The 18,461-nt window shown below is 68.9% G+C and carries 15 protein-coding genes and 1 tRNA gene; 5 read left to right on the top strand and 11 right to left on the bottom strand.

From position 1 onward, the window contains the following. The first annotated feature begins 35 nt into the window (after positions 1-35). Positions 36-106, top strand: a tRNA-Ser gene (locus ACOGXA_RS03435). A gap of 73 nt (positions 107-179) precedes the next feature. Here ACOGXA_RS03435 and ACOGXA_RS03430 read toward each other — a convergent pair. The 4 genes from ACOGXA_RS03430 to ACOGXA_RS03415 are packed head-to-tail and all read right to left on the bottom strand — an operon-like array spanning position 180 to position 3,415. Next, complete coding sequence (locus ACOGXA_RS03430) at positions 180-1,436, bottom strand: amidohydrolase family protein (RefSeq protein ID WP_419925884.1); 1,257 nt, start codon at positions 1,434-1,436, stop codon at positions 180-182. Between the two features lie 18 nt (positions 1,437-1,454). Continuing rightward, the gene (locus tag ACOGXA_RS03425; protein WP_419925883.1) at positions 1,455-1,913 is read right to left on the bottom strand and encodes a hypothetical protein; all 459 of its coding nucleotides are present in this window, start codon (positions 1,911-1,913) and stop codon (positions 1,455-1,457) included. Beyond that, positions 1,910-2,593 carry a hypothetical protein gene (locus tag ACOGXA_RS03420; protein WP_419925882.1) on the bottom strand — a complete coding sequence of 228 codons (684 nt, stop codon included), beginning with the start codon at positions 2,591-2,593 and terminating at the stop codon, positions 1,910-1,912. Before ACOGXA_RS03420 ends, ACOGXA_RS03425 begins: the two co-directional genes overlap by 4 nt. Positions 2,594-2,617: 24 nt before the next feature. Then, the gene (locus ACOGXA_RS03415; protein ID WP_419925881.1) at positions 2,618-3,415 is read right to left on the bottom strand and encodes an enoyl-CoA hydratase-related protein; all 798 of its coding nucleotides are present in this window, start codon (positions 3,413-3,415) and stop codon (positions 2,618-2,620) included. Between the two features lie 81 nt (positions 3,416-3,496). Here ACOGXA_RS03415 and ACOGXA_RS03410 point away from each other — a divergent pair, with 81 nt between their 5' ends. Next, on the top strand, positions 3,497-4,672 hold the full coding sequence (locus tag ACOGXA_RS03410) for a CaiB/BaiF CoA transferase family protein (RefSeq protein ID WP_419925880.1): 1,176 nt from the start codon (positions 3,497-3,499) through the stop codon (positions 4,670-4,672). An 11-nt stretch (positions 4,673-4,683) separates the two neighbouring features. Here the strand turns inward: ACOGXA_RS03410 and ACOGXA_RS03405 are convergent, their stop codons facing one another. The 7 genes from ACOGXA_RS03405 to ACOGXA_RS03375 form a co-directional block, all read right to left on the bottom strand. Beyond that, positions 4,684-5,652 (bottom strand): nucleoside hydrolase, encoded by a 969-nt coding sequence (locus tag ACOGXA_RS03405; protein WP_419925879.1) that lies wholly within the window; start codon positions 5,650-5,652, stop codon positions 4,684-4,686. After that, positions 5,649-6,395: a type 1 glutamine amidotransferase gene (locus ACOGXA_RS03400; RefSeq protein ID WP_419925878.1), complete on the bottom strand. Its 747-nt coding sequence runs from the start codon at positions 6,393-6,395 to the stop codon at positions 5,649-5,651. Before ACOGXA_RS03400 ends, ACOGXA_RS03405 begins: the two co-directional genes overlap by 4 nt. Next, positions 6,392-7,774 carry a MurT ligase domain-containing protein gene (locus tag ACOGXA_RS03395; protein WP_419925877.1) on the bottom strand — a complete coding sequence of 461 codons (1,383 nt, stop codon included), beginning with the start codon at positions 7,772-7,774 and terminating at the stop codon, positions 6,392-6,394. The genes ACOGXA_RS03400 and ACOGXA_RS03395 overlap by 4 nt, the downstream gene beginning before the upstream one ends. Further along, positions 7,774-8,949, bottom strand: coding sequence for an ATP-binding protein (locus tag ACOGXA_RS03390; RefSeq protein WP_419925876.1), 1,176 nt, complete (start codon positions 8,947-8,949; stop codon positions 7,774-7,776). Before ACOGXA_RS03390 ends, ACOGXA_RS03395 begins: the two co-directional genes overlap by 1 nt. Positions 8,950-9,071: 122 nt before the next feature. After that, positions 9,072-10,202: an epoxide hydrolase family protein gene (locus ACOGXA_RS03385; protein WP_419925875.1), complete on the bottom strand. Its 1,131-nt coding sequence runs from the start codon at positions 10,200-10,202 to the stop codon at positions 9,072-9,074. A gap of 233 nt (positions 10,203-10,435) precedes the next feature. Beyond that, complete coding sequence (gene trpS / locus ACOGXA_RS03380) at positions 10,436-11,434, bottom strand: tryptophan--tRNA ligase (protein WP_419925874.1); 999 nt, start codon at positions 11,432-11,434, stop codon at positions 10,436-10,438. Between the two features lie 247 nt (positions 11,435-11,681). Beyond that, positions 11,682-16,151 (bottom strand): fibronectin type III domain-containing protein, encoded by a 4,470-nt coding sequence (locus tag ACOGXA_RS03375; RefSeq protein ID WP_419925873.1) that lies wholly within the window; start codon positions 16,149-16,151, stop codon positions 11,682-11,684. A 15-nt stretch (positions 16,152-16,166) separates the two neighbouring features. Here ACOGXA_RS03375 and ACOGXA_RS03370 point away from each other — a divergent pair, with 15 nt between their 5' ends. The 3 genes from ACOGXA_RS03370 to ACOGXA_RS03360 all read left to right on the top strand — a co-directional run bounded on the left by ACOGXA_RS03370 (position 16,167) and on the right by ACOGXA_RS03360 (position 18,328). Further along, positions 16,167-16,370, top strand: coding sequence for a MarR family transcriptional regulator (locus ACOGXA_RS03370; RefSeq protein ID WP_419925872.1), 204 nt, complete (start codon positions 16,167-16,169; stop codon positions 16,368-16,370). Between the two features lie 63 nt (positions 16,371-16,433). Then, positions 16,434-17,303: a hypothetical protein gene (locus tag ACOGXA_RS03365; protein ID WP_419925871.1), complete on the top strand. Its 870-nt coding sequence runs from the start codon at positions 16,434-16,436 to the stop codon at positions 17,301-17,303. After that, positions 17,300-18,328 carry a nucleotidyl transferase AbiEii/AbiGii toxin family protein gene (locus ACOGXA_RS03360; RefSeq protein WP_419925870.1) on the top strand — a complete coding sequence of 343 codons (1,029 nt, stop codon included), beginning with the start codon at positions 17,300-17,302 and terminating at the stop codon, positions 18,326-18,328. The genes ACOGXA_RS03365 and ACOGXA_RS03360 overlap by 4 nt, the downstream gene beginning before the upstream one ends. Positions 18,329-18,461: the final 133 nt, after the last annotated feature.

The raw sequence follows: 18,461 nt of genomic DNA, 5'->3' as shown, positions 1-18,461 counted from the left end.
TGCGGCCCTTGGAGAGAGCAGTGCTTTCTCCTTGCGGGGCTGCCCGTTGGCCGGGGCGGCCGAGCCTTGACACCTCACCGCGGGGGTTCGATTCCCCCCAGCTCCACCGGAGCATCCTACCGAGCCCACCAGCAGGCGACAACAGGATCCCAGCAGCGATGGGCATATCTCAAGCCGGCTCAGAAGCTCTCGGGGTCGGCGATTATGGAGTCGGGGACGGGGTGGCGGAAGAGGTCGCTGGCGTTGGCCCAGCAGATGCGGGCCACCTCGTCGGCGGGGATGCCGTTGAGCTGTTGGCGGAGCAGTTCTTGGGTGTTGGGCCAGGTGGAGTCGGCGTGGGGGTAGTCGGACTCCACCATCAGGTTCTCCAAACCGATGTAGTGGCGGTGATCGAATGCCGAGGGATCGTCTATGGCGCAGAACCAGAAGTTGCGGCGCAGCGTGTCGGCGGGGGAAAGCTCCACGTCGTTCCAGGTGCCGTACATGGAGTCGTACTTGCGGACGTGCTCCAAGCGGTCGAGCAGCCCGGCCACCCATCCGAGGCCCCCCTCGCTGAGGGCTATCTTGATCTTGGGGAAGCGCACCGGGATCTTGGAGTACAGCCAGTCGACCGCGGCGAACATGGCGTAGCCGAAGAACAGCACCCCCACAGTGTCGGAGGGGGCGTCGGGGGAGGTGGCCGGCGAGGTGCCCGATGAGCCGACGTGCAGGCACACCACCGTCTCGGTCTCCTCGCAGGCGGCCATGATCGGATCCCAGTGGCCGGAGTGCAGGCTGGGGAACCCCAAGGAGTGGGGGGCCTCGGAGAAGCTGATGGCCCGAAAACCCCGCTCGGCGTTGCGGTACACCTCGGCCGCGCCCACCTCGGGGTCGAGGAAATAGGTGATCTGGCACGGGATCATGCGGTCGGGATGGGCCCCGGACCACTCCTCGATGTTCCAGTCGTTCCAGGCCCGCACCGCGGCCAGGGCCAACTCCGGGTCGTCGGTGAGCTGTTGGAACCGCTGGCCGCAGAAGCCGGGGAGGAACGACGGGAAGCACAGCGAGGCGTACACCCCGTTCAGGTCCATGTCGGCGATGCGGGCGTCGATGTCCCAGGCTCCCCGGCGCATGTCCTCGAAGCGGGAGGGATCGAAGCTGTACTCGCTGACCGGGCGACCGGCCACCGCGTTGAACCCCACATTGGGCAGCGAGTGCCCGGCGTACAGCCAGGTCTCGGTGCCGTCGTCGAGGGTGGCCACCCGGGGGGCGGCGTCGGCGTGCTTGGCCGGGAACCGGTCGGCGAAGGCGCCGGGAGGCTCCACGATGTGGTCGTCCACCGATATCACCGGCGTCCACCGGGGTGCCCGCTCGGGCTCGGGCAGGAACGTGACCCGGCCCTTCACGTTCTGGGTGAACGAGGTGTCGCCGGCAAGGTCGTCAAGCGATATGGCCATACCCAAGCTTGCCCTTTCTCAGGGGGGCGGGGCCACTGAGAGGCGGACTTGGAGGTCGGTGAACGCTGGAGGGCCGAGGCCGTCGCTGCAATGCAGCGAGAGGTGGTTCTCGCCGGGTTCCACAACCATGCCGGCGTTGCCCAGCCAGGCTGATTCGACCCCGCCCAGATCCCAGGCGTTCCACACCTCCAACCGCCGGGCGCGGTCCCCGAGCACGGTCAGCTCCACCGCGGCGGGGCTGGTGTCGGACCACAGCGAGATGATCTCGGCCACAGCCTCGTCCACCCCCAAGAGGCCGTCCACCGCGGCCAGCTTGAGCGCCTGGCGGCGGTCGGGCCTAACGGCGATGCGCTCCACCCGCACCCTGGTGCCCTCCGACACCGCCAGCCGCAGCAGCGGCCTCACCTCGCGGCCGTCGTGCCAAACGGTCTCAGCCCCGTCGGCAAACCGGTCGCTGAGCGCCATGGGACCGGTCATGGCCCGGCATAGGGGTCTAGGCCCTGGTCGTCCCAGGTGGGGGAGGGCTTGCGGCCAGTGGACCAGCACTGGCGCAGCATGGGCTCGGGCAGGGTCATCTCCTGCATGGCGCCGGTGCGGGGATTGAAGCGCTGCGGGGCTTCGCCGATGGCCATGAGAGCCCGGTTGGCCTCGCCGAACACCACCGATGCCCGATGCTCAGACAGGTTCTTCCAGTAGCGGCGGCGCACCGCGGTGATCGACGGCGGTGCACCCCGAGGGGTGGGCTTGAAGATGGAGTCGCCCGCCTGCCACGGCCCCAACGCCGGTGGTTCCCCTTGATCGGGGGCGGGGTTGAGGGCGCGGGGCTCGACGGGCTGGGCATCGGGGGATACCGACTGACCCAAGGGAGGCGAACCGGCAACCATCCCACCAGGCTGGCCCTCCGCGGCTGCCGACTGCTCCAACAGAGGCGAACCGGCAACCATCCCGCCAGGCTGGCCCCCCGAATGCCCAGCAGGGCCCGAGGCGGGGCTCTGCGGGGGGAGGGGGGCGTCGACCGCCAGCCACGCCGGCGTCCCGGCGGTGCGGGGGCGGAAGGCGCGGCGGATGGGCTTGCCCATCCAGTCCAAGATGATGGCCAGGGTGGCCAAGGCCAGCATGATCAGCACGAAGACGAAGAAAGCGGCAACCGTGGACATAGCAGTGTTCGGTTGATTGTATTCTCAACTGCCCCGAAAACGGGGTTCGCGATGCTCGGCGAAGGCGACCCGGCCCTCGGCGAAGTCCTCGCTGGCCCAGCAGTCGGCGATGGCCTCCATCGCGGCCTGCCGCTCGCCCCGGCCGGTTGCGGCGGCGATCGACAGCTTGGCCGACCGCAGGGCGAGCGGGGCGTTGGCCACCAGGCGGGCGCACAGCCGGTCGACCTCGCCGCCGAGTTGGTCGGCGGGCACCACCGAGTGGGCCAAGCCCATCCGCAGGGCGTCTTCGGCGCTGAACCGGTCTCCGGTCATCAAGATGAGCGCGGCGTTGGCGGCGCCCACCCGGCCGACGAGCTGTTCGACGCCCTCGATGGGATAGCCCACGCCCAAGCGGGCGGCCGGGATGCCGAACTGGGCTCGGTCGGTGGCCACCAGCAGGTCGGCGTGCAGCGCGACCATGAGCCCGCCCCCCAGGCAGTAGCCGTCGACCGCGGCGATCAGCGGCTTGGTGAGGCGGCCCAGCGCGGCGGGCCCTCGGCCGGTGCGGGCATCAGCCGGTGACGGGTGGCGGTTCGGACCCCGGGAGGAGTCCAGGTTGGCGATGTCGGCGCCGGAGGCGAACGCCCGGCCTCCCGCACCGGAGATCACCACCACCCGGATCGCGGGATCCTGCTCGTAGGCATCGACCACCGCACCCAGCGCCGCGAACATTTCGGGCGTGATGGCGTTGCGCCGCTCGGGGTTGTCGAACACGATGCGGCCAACCGCGCCGTCAATCTCGCCGATCAGCTTGTCGGCACCGGTTTCCACTTGTTGGGCCATCTGATAGTAGTAGCACGATGTCGCCGACTGGATACTGCTGCCGGCCGCTGGCCGACCCCCGAGAGCAACAGGGGTAGCCCGGTGTCGCTGTACGACCGAGCCGAGCCGGGAAACGGGCCGCTGGCGGGCTTGCGGGTGGTAGACCTGACCACGGCGCGGGCCGGCCCCACCTGCACCCGGCAGCTTGCCGACATGGGCGCCGACGTCGTCTGGGTGGCCAACCCCCATCGGAGCTTCGATCTGGGCGGATCCGACCAGCACAACCTCCGGCGAAACAAGCGGTCGGTGCTGCTGGATCTGGCCGACCCCCAGGGGAATGGGGCATTCCTGCGGTTAGCCGACCGGGCCGATGTGGTGGTGGAGAACTACCGTCCCGCGGTGAAGCACCGGCTAAACATCGACTACGACATCCTGTCGGCCCGCAACCCCCGGCTGGTGTACGCCAGCATTTCGGGATTCGGCCAGGAGGGTCCACACGCCGGGCGACCGGGAGTCGACCAGATAGCCCAGGGGGTGAGCGGGCTGATGAGCGTGACCGGCCCGCCAGGGGAGGGGCCGTGGCGGACGGGGATCGCCGTCTCCGACACCGCGGCGGGCACATTCCTCACCCAGGGGGTGCTGGCCGCTCTGTTGGCCCGGGAGCGCACCGGTCGGGGCCAGTGGGTCCACACCTCGCTTCTGGAGGCGGCCATCAACTTCATGGACTTCCAGGCGGTGCGCTGGCTGACCGACGGCGAGATCCCGCCGCAAGAGGGAAACAACCATCCCACCATCGTGCCCATGGGCACGTTCACCACCGCCGACGGTCATGTGAACGTGGCCCCGGTAGGCCGGCTGGACGACTTCGCCACGGCGCTGGGCGTCCCCGAGCTGATCGAAGACCCCCGATTCGCCGATCTCAACTCCCGCCGGGCCCACCGGGATGAGCTGGCCGAGATCATCCAGCACCGCCTAGCCACGGCAACCACCGCCGAGTGGGTGGAGCGGCTCAACGCCGCCGGATGCCCGTGCGGGCCGGTGCTCGCGGTGGACGAGACCTTCGCCGACTCCCAGGTGGAGCACCTCAACGTGTTCTCGATGGTTCCCCACCCCGACGGCGGCGAGGTGGCTGCCCTGCGCCTGCCCCTGACCTTCTCCGCCACCCCTGCCGCCGTGGGCGCCGGCCCCGTCCACCCCGGCCACCACACCCGCGAAGTCCTGGCCGAGCTGGGCTACGGCCCCGCCGAGATCGAAGCCTTGGCCGGTCCCGCGGCTTGAATGCCGAACGGCTAGGGGAGGCGGGCTAGGAGGGTGAGGAGCAGATCGTAGAAGCCGTCGGCGTCCACTTCGGTGATGTAGTGGCAGTTGGGGGGGCGGTCGGTAACGTTCCACCAGTCCACCACGGTCATGCCCCGGGTGAGGGGGGAGTCGATCTCCACCTCCACGTTGCAGCGGCGGCCCTGATACAGGTCGGGGCGCAGCAGGTAGGCGATCACGTTGGGGTCGTGGAGGGGGCCGCCGGTGGTGCCGTACTTGTCCACGTCGAATCGCTCGTAGAAGTCCAGCATCCCGGCGGCGGCGGCCCCGGTGTGGGTGCCCAGGGCCCGCAGCCGGTCGATCCAGGCGTCGGCCATCAGCGCCTTGTGGGTCACGTCTAGGGGCAGCATGGTGACCGGGGCCCCGCAGTGGAGCACTGTCTGGGCGGCGTCGGGGTCGACGAACACGTTGAACTCCGCGGCCGGCGAGGTGTTGCCGCCGCCGAAGAATCCGCCGCCCATGCAGACGATCTCCCGTATGCCCCGGGCCGCCTCCGGGGCGGTCTGAAGCACGGTGGCCACATTGGTCATCGGGCCCAGCGTGCAGACGGTGATCTCCCGGTCGCCGGCGGCCAGAAGGGTCTCGGCCATCCAGTCGACCGCGTGCTGCGGTTGCAGGGCGGTGGCGGGCTCGGCCAGGTCTGCGCCGTCGATCCCGGTGGTGCCGTGGACGTGCTCGGCGGTGACCAGGTCGCGGCGCAGCGGGCGGTCGCAGCCCGCGAACACCGGCACCTCGGGGCGACCGGCCAGCTCGACGAGGATGCGGGCGTTGCGGGCGGTCAACTCCAGGGGCACGTTTCCCGCCACCGCAGTGATGCCCATAACCCGCAGCTCAGGGGCGGCCAACGCGGCCAAGATGGCGATGGCGTCGTCTTGGCCGGGGTCGGTGTCGATGATCACAGGGCGGGGACCGGCGTCGTCGGAATCGGGGGGTTGGGTCATCGCTTTTGTCCTGCTCTGGTGGCGGCTTCGGCGTGGGCCGCCTGTTCGAGGCGGTCGTCCAATGGTTCCAGATCGGCGGCGCTCCCCGCGCACTCCAGGGCCCAGCCCAAGAGGGTGTCGGCCAACCAGGGGTTCTTGGGCAGCAGCGGCCCGTGCAGGTATGTGCCCACCGTGCGGCCCGCCACCGCTCCCTCGCAGCCGTCGGCGCCGTTGTTGCCGTGGCCCCGGCGCAGATGGCCAAGCGGAGTGCAGCCCCCGCCCAGATGGGTGCGCCCGGCGTGGTTCTCGTAGCCGACAACCGTGTCGGTGCGCCCGCCAAGGGTCACGTCCAACACCACATCGCCAATCAGCCGGCTGTCGGCGGCAGTGGTCTCCAAGTCCAGCATGCCGATGCCCGGAATCGGGCGACCGTCGGCCGCGGCGTAGCGGTGGCCCAAGAGCTGGTAGCCGCCGCACACCCCCAGCACCACCGCGCCGCCGGCCGCGGCGAGGCGCAAGGGATCGGCTTTGGCGATCAGGTCCTCAGCCACCAGCTTCTGGTCGCGGTCTTGGCCGCCGCCCAGATAGTAGAGGTGGCAGTCGGCCGGGATGGGGTCGCCGATCCCTGCCTCCACCACTTCCAGCACCAGCCCCCGCCACTCCAAACGGCGCTGGAGCACCGCGATGTTGCCCCGGTCGGCGTAGATGTTCAGGTGCTCGGGATACAGATGGCACGCCCGAACATGGGGTGCGCCGGTGCTCACCGGTCCTCCCAGAAAGCGGGGGCGAGGCCCCGGCCGGCCAGCACAGCCTGGAGTTCCAGCAAGGCGGTGTAGGTGGGCAGCACGTAGAGGTCGCCTGCGCCGCAGTCCGCCAGCGCGGCGTCGAGGGCCGCGGACACCGAGGGCGCCACCGACATTTCGTCGGGGTCGAACCCGGCGTAGCGGAACCGCAGGGCCATGTCGTGGGCCCGGTCGCCCCCCACGGTGAGCGATGCCAACCGGTCGCTGTGCAGCAGCAGCTCGTAGTCGACGTCCCAGATCCACGACACGTCTTGGCCGTCGGCGGTGCGGTCGTTGAGCAGCACCAGCAGGTGCAGGGCACCGCCCTCCAGCAACATGGTGCGGATGTTCTCGTTGGCCCCGGCCGGGTTCTTGGCCAAAAGCGTGGTGAGCCGGGCGTCGCCCACCGAGGTGCGCTCGGCCCGGCCGAAGGCGGCCTGGCGACGGGCCAGCGCGGGGCCGATGGACTCGGGGGCCAGTCCCAGGGCCAGGGCGGTGGCGGTGGCGGCAACGGCGTTGTAGGCGTTGTGGGTTCCCGGCAGGCGCAGCGACAGCTCGATCGGGCCGCAGGGTGTAGCCAGGGCCAGCCGCTGGCCGCCCATGCCGTGCAGCTCCACCCGGGTGGCCGCCACCTCGGGCTGGGGCCGGGCCAGGCCGCACGACGGGCAACACCACCGGCCGAGGTGGGCGATGGTCACCATCTCGTGCCGCAACCGGGTTCCGCAGCGCCGGCACTCGGTGGCGTCGGCCGCGTGGGGCAGCCGGTCGCGGCCCACCCGGGCGTCGTCGATGCCGTAGGACACGGTATTGGGGTGGGGGGCGGCGATTTCGGCCACCGCGGGATCGTCGGCGTTGTAGACAACGATGGTGGCCGGGTCGAGTCCCGCCACCGCCTCGCTCCAGCGCTGCGCCAGGTGCTCTAGCTCGCCGTAGCGGTCGAGCTGATCCCGGAACAGGTTCATCAAGGCCACGACTCTGGGCCGGGTCTGTTCGATCAGCCCCGGCAGGGCGGCCTCGTCGGCCTCGAACAGGGCCATCTCGGCGCCGCCGGCGTTGAGCAGCGCGCTGGCCACCCCCCGCTCCAGGTTCGAGCCGGCGGTGTTGGCCACCACCTTGGCCCCGGAGGCGTCGAGCACGGCTCGCACCAGGCGGGCGGTAGTGGTTTTGCCGTTGGTGCCCGAGATGAGGATCACCCCGCCGGCAATCGCCCCGGCCATCTCCGCGGTGGCGTTGGGCCGCAGCCGGTTGAGCACCAGGCCCGGCAGCGTGGTGCCGCCCCCCTTCCCCAGCCCCTGCGACAGCCGCCCCGCCCCTCGCGCCAACCCCGCGGCCACCCCCCGAGGCAGCGACGGCACCCGCATCAGAATCTCCGCTTCAAGAACTCGTCGAACATCGGTACGGTGAACGCAATCACGTCGTGGGCGGGTGCGAAGCACAATCCTCGTTTGATCAGCGAGTCTCGAATGGGGGAGACCTGTCGGGTCGTGCGGCCCAGCCGCTTCGCCACATCGCTCGACCGGCATCGGTCGGCACCGAGCGACGACATAGCCACCAAGTAGTCGCGCTCAGCTTTGGTGGCTCGGTCGATCCGCACGTTGAAAAACCCCTTGTCGAGCTCTTCCATCGCTAGCGGAACCGCAGTGAGCACATCAGCGCGGGTGATACGCGCTGGACCCGGCGCCACCCTCCATGCCTGCTTGCCGAACTCCTGCAAGAAGTAGGGATAGCCGGCGGTGGCCTCGACCAGTTCGTGTAACGCCGCATCCTCCCATTCGACGCCTTCGCCAAGGGCAGGGGCCTCCAGTGCCTCGATGGCCGACTCCCGGTTGAGCCTGTCGATTGAAGAGAATGCAAACAGGCGTTCCGCGTAGGATCTCGCCTCGCCGAGCAGCCCGAACAGCGACGGCAGGCCGGCACCCGCCACGACCAGCGGGAGTTGAAGCTGGCTGATCTCGTGCAGTGCCACCAACAGTGGCGTGAGCCGCTCTGCATGCAGATGTTGGATCTCGTCGATAGCGAGCAGCACGCCAGTTTCACGTTCCTTGGCCAACTGGCTGACTGCTCGGAACAAGTCGGTGAGGTCGCGCCCGAAATCCCCGGAGTCGGCCCGACCCGGCATGGGGTCGGGGTCGAAACCCAGAGTCACCGACCCGCCGCTGGGAATCTCCCAGGCGAGTTGGAACGACTTGAGTACGCCCAAGGCCCGTGAGCCCCATTCAGCCATCCGTTTGCCGGCGGAGAGATCCAAGATCGCCGTTCTGGAGAGGTTCGCCGCGGCCTGCGCGAGATTGGTGTCCTCGACGCATTCGAGGTGCTGGCAGACCCATCCCCGTCGCGCCGCGGTGTTGCTGAACTCGCGCAGCAGCACCGTCTTTCCCACGCCGCGAAGACCGATAAGCATTTGGCTTCTATCCGCACGACCGAGCGCGAGCCGCTCCACGGCCACCTCGAAGTTGGCGATCTCGGTGTCCCGGCCCACGAGGGCCGGCGGGGGAGTTCCTGCGCCAGGGCTATAGGGATTTCTCAATGCCTCCACCGTCGGCGCCTCTCGGGTCGGACTCGGGCCAGGAAAAGTCTAGCTATATCTACCCATGTATAGCCGATCTTCTTATACGCAACTAGATATCGATAGAAACTGGTTGCCGTCGGCGGCGCGGGTTAGCGGAAGCGGCGGAAGAAGCGGCGGATGTCTTGGGCGAGGGCGTCGGGTTCCTCCATGGCGGCGAAGTGGCCGCCTTCGGCCATTTCGGTCCAGTGGACGATGTTGTAGCTGCCCTCAAGCCAGTGGCGGGGGGCTCGCATGATCTCCATGGGGAAGTTGGCCACCCCGATGGGGGTGTCGAGGGGTTCGGTGATGCCCGCCGCACCGGGGCGCAGCACCTCGTAGTACATGCGGGCCGACGATCCCGCGGTGGCGGTGAACCAGTAGAGCGAGACGTTGGTGAGCAGGCGGTCGCGGCTCACCGCCGTCTCGATGGCGCCGTCGTTGTCGGTCCAGGCCAGGAACTTCTCGGCGATCCAGGCCAGTTGCCCCACGGGGGAGTCGTTGAGGCCGTAGGCCAGGGTCTGGGGCTTGGTGCTCTGGATCTGCATGTAGCCCGCCCCCTCGGTGAAATAGAGGTTGGCGCGGGCCAAACCGGCCTCCTCGGCCTCGGTGAGCTCGCCGGGGCCGTCGTCGGGAGCGGTGGCGAACAAGAAGTTCACGTGGACAGCCTCGCAGTGGTCGGTATCGCAGCGGCCGATGTTCTGGGAGATGAACGAGCCCCAGTCGCCCCCCTGGGCGCCGTAGCTCCCGTACCCCAGCCGCCCCATGAGGGTGGCGAACGCCCGGGCGGTGCGCACCGCGTCCCAGCCCCGCTCGGCGGTCGGCCCCGAGAAGCCGTAGCCGGGCAGCGAGGGGGCCACCACATGGAAGGCGTCGGCCGGGTCGTCGGGGTGGGTGAGCAGGCCGATGATGTCGAGGAACTCCACCACCGAGCCGGGCCACCCGTGGCTGATGACCAGCGGGTAGGCGTCGGGGTGCGGCGAGCGCTGGTGGATGAAGTGGATGTTCTGGCCGTCCACGGCGGTGGTGTAGTGGTCGAGCCGGTTCAGCTCGGCCTCGGCCGCCCGCCAGTCGTACTCTTCGGCCCAATAGCGGGCCAGTTCCTGGATGTAGCCCATCTCCGCCCCATAGTCCCAGCCGGCATCGGGAATCTGGTCGGGCCACCGTGCCTCCCTCAGCCGCCTCCGCAGGTCTTCCAGCGCAGCATCGGGAATATCAACAGTGAAAGGCGCGATCTCAGACATGGAACTCCTCAGGGATTCGGCGCTCGGGTCTCTCCGCACAGGGCGGCGGTCACTGCTCGAGAATATCAGCGACGCGGTAGATGACAGTGCGGCTTGGTCGCGTCATTTTTCATCGAACCTGCCAACGATGTCGAGCAGTTCATCAAACCGCCTGGGATATTTCAGCTCAACAGCAGCAGTTTGAATTCCTTAGGCTGCATTCTCCAAGGCGTCGGGACACGGTGTCAGCAAGATCAAGAGGACGGGGCGAGCGGGGGGCGGGGGAGGAGGCCGGCGTTGGTTTGGGCTCGTTTCAGGGTGGCGGCGGCGGTGGTGCGGGCCTTGTCGGCGCCGGCGGCGAGCAGCCGGGCCACTTCGGCGGGGTCAGACGACAGCTCGGCGTATCGGTTGCGGATCGGGTCGAGGAGGCTGTTCACCGCGTCGGCGGTGTCGGCTTTGAGCGGCCCGTACTGGGTGTATTCGCCGGCCACCGCTTGGGGGGTGCGCCCGGAGGCCGAGGCCAAGATGCCCAGCAGGTTGGACACCCCCGGTTTGGCCACCGGGTCGTAGCGCACCTCGTTTTCGCTGTCGGTGACCGCCCGCTTGAACTTTCGGGCCACAGCGGCGGCTTCTTCCAAGATGGCAACGGTGCCGGCCGACTCCAGCGACTTCGACATCTTGTCGGTGGGGTTCTGGAGGTCCATCACCCGGGCCCCAGTCTCGGGAATCACATGGGCGGGCACGGTGAAGGTGTCGCCGTAGCGGTGGTTGAACCGCTCGGCGATGTCGCGGCACAGCTCGATGTGCTGGCGCTGGTCGTCGCCCACCGGCACCAGGTCGGTGTCGTACAACAAGATGTCGGCGGCCTGGAGAGCCGGGTAGGTGAACAGCCCGGCCGACACGAAGTCGCTGCGGTCGGCCTTGTCCTTGAACTGGGTCATGCGGCGCAGCTCTCCGAAGCCCACCGTACACTCCATCATCCAGGCCAGCTCGGCGTGCTCGCCCACCGAGCTCTGCACGAACAGGGTCGACCGCTCGGGGTCGATGCCCGCCGACATGAGCAATGCGGCCGCGGCCAGGGTGTGCTCGCGCAGCTCGGCCGGGTCGGGAGCGGTGGTGAGGGCGTGCAGATCGACCACGCAGTACACCGCCTCGTGCTCGCTCTGGTAGGCCGCCCAGTTGCGCAGCGCACCCAGCAAGTTGCCCAAGTGCATCCCGCCCGACGGCTGTATCCCCGAAAACACCCGAGCCACAGCCCACCATCCTACCAAGGACCCGGGAAGCCTCTGAAGTGCCCGGCCCGAAGGCCGCATGGCAGCGCAATTCCCAGCTCCTGAAGTGTCTCTGCCTGCGGGTCTCTTGTTTCCACTTTTGGCGCGCCAATAATGTTAGCGCGCTACATGCGGGGCAGAAGGCTCAGTTCTCTGGGAATGGGCAGTGTGTGCATCTGTAGGTGGCTGGCCCGAAGGCCGCATGGCTGGGCGGCTGATGTTGTGGCGCTCAGGGGGCGCAGGCGTCGGTTTCGAGGTGGGCGGGGTTGTCGCCGTAGTCGGCGCCGGTGAGGCCGCGGCAGGCGGTGGCGAGCTCTCGGCGGAAGTCTGCGGTGTAGGTGGCTGCGAGGATGTCGCCTGCCAGTTGGCGGGCGATGGCCTCGCGGCGGGTGTAGGGCAGGGCGCACACGTCGGCGACACCGTCGCCGTCGGAGTCGTGCGGGTAGGTGGTGGGCCCGCCGAGGGACCGGTTGGCGCAGAAGCTGGGGCCGGTGATGATGCCCGAGTAGAACGGGCCGCCGCTGTTGATCGGCACCGCCGGCGGGGGGGCGGTGGTGTCGCCGCCGCAGTCGGCGTCGCCGGGGGTGACCTCGCAGGCCGCGTTCACCAGGCCGGCGTACTCGTCGGCGTACTGGTAGACCAGCGCGTCGACCGCGTTCTGGCGGGCGATGGCCTCGCGGCGGGTGTAGGGCAGCGAGCACACGTCGGCTGTGCCGTCGCCGTCGGAGTCGTGGGCGAACAGGCGGGCGCCGCCCAATGACAGGTCGGAGCAGAAGCCCGGCCCGGAGACCACGCCCGAGTAGAAGTCGCCTCCGGCGGACTGCTCGCCGACCGGCGCCACCTCAACCGACGCGGTGCCCGCCGCGCCCTCGCCGACGCCGTTCACCGCCCGCACCTCGAAGGTGTAGGACAACACGCCGGTGCCGCTGGCGAGGCCGGAGACGGTGACGCTGGTGGTGTCGTCCGACACCTGCGTCCAGTCGCCGTAGTCGCCGACGCTGATCCTCATGCGGTGGTGCCAGCCGGTGACCGCGGAGCCGCCGTCGTCGCCGGCGGTCCACGAAACCTCGATCTCGCCGCCTCCCTCGGTTGCGGCCACGTCGGGCGCCGCTGGCACGGCGCCGGCCTCAACCGACGCGGTGCCCGCCGCGCCCTGGCCCACATCGCTCACGGCCCTCACCCCGAAGGTGTAGGCGGTGCCGTCGTCGGTGGGCACCTCATAGGAATCGCCGTCGGCGCCGACGCCCAAGGCTGTCAGATCCATCCACTCGCCGCCGTTCACCTGCAATTGCCAGCCGACCACCGCCGAGCCGCCGTCATCGCCCGCGGTCCACGACACCGTTGTGGCCCCATCGCCGCGCTCGGCGGACACCACCGGCGCCGAAGGCGCGTTTGCCGGGGTTACCGGGCCGGCGCTGGCGGCGTCGCCGGGGCCGAAGGCGTTCACCGCCCGCACCTCGATGGAATAGGCCACTCCGTTGACCAGCCCGATCACCGTGTAGCTGTCGGTGTCGGCCCCGCTGCCGGCGATGTCGGACCACCCGCCGTAAGCGCCCCCGGCGGCCCTGGTGCGATACTGCCAGCCGGTGATGGCCGAGCCGCCGTCGCTCGGGGACACCCACATGAGCTCGGCTTGGGCGTCACCGGGGACGGCGCTCAGCGCGACGGCTGGAGGCGGGCCCACCGGGGTGACCGGCGCCAGCGTCGTCGCCTCGCTCGGGCCGTAGGCGTTCACGGCCCGCACTTGGAAGGTGTAGCTGATGCCGTTGGCCACGCTGGTCACCGTTGCCACGGTGGATGTCTCAGTGCCGACCCTTGGCACCGTCTGCCAGGCATCGTAGGTGCCGTCGGGCGCCTCCCTCTTGCGGATCTGGTAGCTGGTTACCGGGCTGTTGTGGTCTTCACGGGGGACGGTCACGATGACGGTAACCTGGCCGCGGCCCGCGGTGGCCACCGCCTGATAGGGAGCTTCCGGCGCCCGGCCCGGAATCGCCGGTATGGCCTGCGCCCTCTCTCCCCGGCCGAGTCCGCTCCAAGCCCGAACGAGGAAGGTGTAGGCCGTGCCGTTGACGAGATTCTCGATGGTGTGGCTGTTGGTGTCCGGCCCGCTGCCGTCAATGTCGGTCCAGCCCCCTCCGGTGTCCACATCCCCACAGGAATTGGCGCTGATCTTCCGGCAGAACTGCCACTTGGTGATCGGCGGGCCGCCAACCCTCAAGATCCACGTCAAGGTCACTTGGCGATCGCCCCCGACGCCCTCGAGGCCAAAGGGCGCCAGCGGCACGCCGCCGGGCACGACCGCCTCGGATTCCAAGCTGGGGCCGGCAATCTGGCCGTTAACGCCGCGGATTCTGAACGTGTGCGGTGCGCCGTTGTCCAAGAAATCGACGATGATGTCGTCGAACCAGAAGCCCACATTGTTGGAGATCCAGCCGCCGTACTCGCCGTCGCCCACCTTGTAGGAGTACTCCCAGAGGGTGGCGCCGGTGATGCCGCCGACATTTCCCACGTTGCCCGTGCGGGCCAGGGAGAGGGAGACCTGGTTGGCGGCCGCCTCCAGGTTGATAACAGGGGGGGTGCCTGCTTCATCGGCGCCGGGCGTCGGCGGGCCCCCGTGGGTGTAAGCAGCCGACTCGGCGATGTCGCTGTGGCCGACAGCGTTTTCGGCCCGTACCCGCACCCGATACTGCTCCCCCCATGTCGCCCCCAAGATGGTGGCCGCGTTGGTGTCGGTGTTGGACCACGCAGTCCAGGGGTCGCCTCCGGTTCGGTAGGACCACTGGTAGCGCAGGCGGGTGGTGGTTCCGGGGATGTCGGTGTTGGCGCCGCCGTCGGTGGACGAGGGCCACCAAACCCTGAAGCTCTCCTCGTCGGCGTCTCGGAAATAAACGGCCGGGGGAGTCGACGGGACGATCCGCGGGATGGTGGTGGCGGCAACGCCCGACGGCAAGCCGGTGCCGTGCTCGTTCACGGCGCGGAGCACGACGTAGTAGGTCTCACCGGCCACCGGAAGCAGTTCTGAGCCGTCAGACCCGGCGGTTATGCCCAGAGCGGCCAGCGAGGCGGCGGTGCGGGGCACCGTGATACTGCTCCTAGACCGACAGGCGGCATCTGCCCGGACCGTGGTGTCGCAGATCGTCACCCAGCCCTGGTCGTTGTAGAAGGTGCTCACGTCCTGGGCTGAAGTGGTGTGCTTGTACTCCCACTTGGACACCGGGGCCCCGCCGTCATCGCCCGCATCCCAGCTCAGGGTGACCTGTCTGGTGCCCTGGGCCGCGTCGTAGGAGTTGGCCACCGTCAGAGACTCCGGGGCGGCGGGAGCGGTGCCCGGATAAATCGGCGTCCTCGTTGTCGAGGATGCACCGCCTCCCACGTCGTTCACCGCTCTAACCCTGAACTGGTAGGCCGTTCCCGCGGTCAGCCCGCTCACCTCGTGAGAGCCGGTGTCGGGGCCAGAGCCGACGATATCCTGCCAGGCGCCGTAGCCGCCGCTGCCGGCCCTCTGGGAGTATTGGTAGCCGGTGATCGGCGAGCCGCCGTCGCCGGGGCGGCTCCACGTCAAAACGGCAGTATCGGTTGCCCCCTCTTTGAGGGACACGGCAAAGCCGATCGGCCTCGCCGGCACCGTTCCAGGCTCCACCACCCCCGTCGTACCCGCTATGCCCAGCCCGATGTCGTTCACGGCGCGCACTTCGAATCGATAGACCAGGCTGTTGTTCAAACCGCCCACGGTGTAGCTGGTAGTGCTGGCGTTGCTGCCGGGGATCACCACCCACGCCGTATCGGCGGCGATGTCGGCGCTTCCTGTTCCCCGGCGGTACTGCCAGCTCGTTACCGGGGCGCCGCCATCGCTGCTCGCCGCCCACAGCAGCACGACTCTCCTGTTGCCGGCCCTGCCCGTCAACTCCCGGGGCGGCCCCGGCACGGTGGCTACCAGTACCGGCGGTGTCTCAGCGGCCGCGCCCGTTCCATTGGCGTTGCGGGCTCGAACCTCGAACTGGTAGGTGGTGCCGTTGACCAAACCGGTAATGGTGTGGGTTGTGGTGGCAGGGCCAGAGCCGATGATGATGGTCCACGGGGCGTAGGCGCCGTCGCCGGTCTTCTGGCGATACTCGTACGCCGTGATGGGAGAAAAACCGTCGTTTTGGCCTCCCGCCGGCCCACCCGTGGTGACAGGCGCCCTCCAGCTCAGCGCAACCTGCGAATTCCCGGCCGTGCCCCTCAGTCCGACGGGGGGGGCCGGAGTGGTGGACGGGGAGACGTTCTCATCGCCGCCTGCCTCGGTGCTGGCCCGCGACGCGCCGGGCACGCCGGGGCCTGCGAAATTGACGGCGCGAACCTCGAACCGATAGGGGACTCCGTTGGTCAAACCAACCACGGTGTGGGTGGTGGTGGCCGGACCGCTGCCGGGCATTTGGAGCCAGACATTGCTAGCCACGGGCACAATCTGCCGGTATTCCCAGCGGATGATCCTGGCGCCGCCATCGCTCACCGGCTGCCAAACCAGCGTTATGCTCCCGTCGCCGGGCCTGGCCACCACATCCGGGGCGCTGGGTGGGCTTTGGGCGCTAGCCGACGATGCCGGGGCCAGGAGCGCAGCCAAAAGCACCACACTGCCGAGCGCTACCCACACCCCGACCCGACGCCGAGAGCGGGAAGGGGTGCTCTCCGGCTCGATCCCTGAGAACAAACGAAACACAGCCCAACATCTTAGATGGCGAACAGCCATGGCGGCAGGTCGCCGACAGGCAGCCTGGCAACGGGCGGGCAGTTGGAGGCAATCGCCGCCAGCGGGGGAGCTGCCACATCATCCCAAGTAGCACAAGATACGGGGATGGATAAGAAAACCGCCAACGACGCTCTCCGCCGTCTGACCGACACCGGATATCTAGTCCGACCCGGCCTCGGAGACCATTGAATCGGTTTTAATCGGTTCAAAACCCAACTGTAAGAATGCCCTGCCTGTCGCTAGGATTGCGGTGTGAACTTCGACCAGCTGTACGACGACAGGGCGCAACCTGATAAACCGATCCGGATGGGCATCGAGGAGTTCGGGGCTGCCCGGCGCTCCGGTTCGCGTCGCGATGGGCGTCTGCCCTCTTGCAGGTACAGGCCGGGCACGGAATCGGCGAGGGTCCGGGAATGGGTTATCGCGCGGGCTGAGCGGTCATGGTTCCGCATCGGAGACGTGCCAGCATCGCCGGGAGTGGCGGCGAAGGTGCTGTGCGAGATGGCTGCCCGCGGCGATGATGTCGAGCGGGTGGTCAAGGGCATCTACTGGCGCCGCGGCGCGGATGAGCGATCAGCGCTCGCCGCGGCCCGAAAAGACTTCCTGGCGATGGCCTTTGTCGGTGCCGGTTCAGGGTTCGCAGGGCTTACCGCCGTGTGCCGCGCCGGGTGGGCCTGGCAGGCGGCGGCACAGGACATGATCGCCGTAGTCGGGCACTGTCCGGCTCCCGCATACCCCGGCGTCCGCTTCTTCTCCCGCCGCAACCAGTCCCGCGAAGAGCTTACATGGGCGGAAATCACAGTCGTCGAGGCGGTCCGGTCATCGCGGCTCGCCCAGCCGAAGTCGAAGCGATGGGAACGCGAATCGGACGCCAGTGCTGCTTCCGCTGCATGGGTTGACGCCCTCAACAGCGCGGAAAGCGGCCAGCTCGCTGAGAGCCTCGGCTGGGGGGCGGTACTGCGCCCCGAGGCAATACTCGAAACTGCCAGACAGGAAGTGCGCCAGCCGCGGGCGTTCCACCAGCGCATCGCCGAGCTCTCCGAGCGGCTGCCCGCCGCCCCGGCCGGGGTGGCGGCCCCATCGCTGCCCGACCCGATCCCAGTACTCGGCGCGGCGGCATGAGCAGCGGCGGCAGTTCGCCTGCGCCCGCACGAAAGGATTCCGCTGAGGGGGGACGGGGACTGCCCAGCGCGGCAATCGCTCCCGCGCAGATCCCCGACGACCTGTTCGATTCGATCGATCAGACGGCTCACCGGCTCGACCTCTCAGCACAGCAGATCGTCCACGACTATTTGCTGCACAAAGGCCTCTACGGCCTGGCGAGCCAATACCCGCCGCGTAGCACAGTGCCAGACCCCGGCTACTCGACGGACGCGGGCACATGGGCTTTCGCCGGAGGCACATCGCTTGTGAGCGCCCACCGGCTCGTCGATCGCTGGTCAGAGGACATCGACCTGGTGCTTGTGCCGCAGGCCGGCATCGCGAAAAGGGCCGCTAGGCGCGCCCAGAAGCATCTCGTGCAGACAGCCGCGGCCGCCCTCGACCCAGACCCCGGGCAGCACAGGTGGGAATCGGGCCGCGACGTTGCCACAGTCATGGTGGCAACCGGGATAGGCGAGGTTAGGTTCGACGCCTCCCAACAGCCCACCGCCCCCAACATCATCGTCGGCGCCGTGGTGGCCTCTCTGCTCGGACGGCACGCTGACCGGGAAACTGTCGCCGACCACCCCGAACTCGGAGGATTCAATGTGCCGGCGCTGGCTGTCCCCGTGACCGCCGTCAACAAGATGATGACTCTGCACCGGCTCGCCAGCACCGGCGACGACGAGCGGATCTTCGCCCGTGCACGCGACCTCAGCGACCTCGCCTGCATCGCAGCCAGCCCACACCATGCCAGCGAAACGCGCCGCCGGGCCGCTGAGCTGGCTGAACTGCTCGACGAGGGCGGCGTGAGCCGCAAAGGGCAGACGCCCCGACCCGACCACGGTTACCTCAGCGGCCCCGAATTCCAGCCTGGTGCCTCCTCCCGCACCGCACTCGAGGACGGCTACCTGGCGATGCAGGACATGTTATGGGGTACCGACCACCCAGACTTCGAGGAAACCCTGGCCGCCGCCCGGTCGCTCGACCAGCCCTCTGGCCAATAGGGGCGACCGCGAAACCGGCCCGCCTATTTCAGGCATCACACATAATCCGGTATTCCTGCCTCCGCGACAAACCAGCCCGCCGAGCCCCTTTTTACGTTGTTGGGTCGCCCTGGCCGTGGGAGTGTAGGGGCTG

The organism is Candidatus Poriferisocius sp., from assembly GCF_965208475.1.
Taxonomy (GTDB): Bacteria; Actinomycetota; Acidimicrobiia; order Acidimicrobiales; family Bin134; genus Poriferisocius.
This window is presented reverse-complemented; position numbering and strand designations above follow the sequence as displayed.

What these genes read in the sequence shown, in the direction of transcription:
- ACOGXA_RS03430 (WP_419925884.1), bottom strand. Translation starts at nt 1,436, where the DNA reads ATGGCCATATCGCTTGACGACCTTGCCGGCGACACCTCGTTCACCCAG.
- ACOGXA_RS03425 (WP_419925883.1), bottom strand. Translation starts at nt 1,913, where the DNA reads ATGACCGGTCCCATGGCGCTCAGCGACCGGTTTGCCGACGGGGCTGAG.
- ACOGXA_RS03420 (WP_419925882.1), bottom strand. Translation starts at nt 2,593, where the DNA reads ATGTCCACGGTTGCCGCTTTCTTCGTCTTCGTGCTGATCATGCTGGCC.
- ACOGXA_RS03415 (WP_419925881.1), bottom strand. Translation starts at nt 3,415, where the DNA reads ATGGCCCAACAAGTGGAAACCGGTGCCGACAAGCTGATCGGCGAGATT.
- ACOGXA_RS03405 (WP_419925879.1), bottom strand. Translation starts at nt 5,652, where the DNA reads ATGACCCAACCCCCCGATTCCGACGACGCCGGTCCCCGCCCTGTGATC.
- ACOGXA_RS03395 (WP_419925877.1), bottom strand. Translation starts at nt 7,774, where the DNA reads ATGCGGGTGCCGTCGCTGCCTCGGGGGGTGGCCGCGGGGTTGGCGCGA.
- ACOGXA_RS03385 (WP_419925875.1), bottom strand. Translation starts at nt 10,202, where the DNA reads ATGTCTGAGATCGCGCCTTTCACTGTTGATATTCCCGATGCTGCGCTG.
- ACOGXA_RS03370 (WP_419925872.1), top strand. Translation starts at nt 16,167, where the DNA reads ATGGCGAACAGCCATGGCGGCAGGTCGCCGACAGGCAGCCTGGCAACG.
- ACOGXA_RS03360 (WP_419925870.1), top strand. Translation starts at nt 17,300, where the DNA reads ATGAGCAGCGGCGGCAGTTCGCCTGCGCCCGCACGAAAGGATTCCGCT.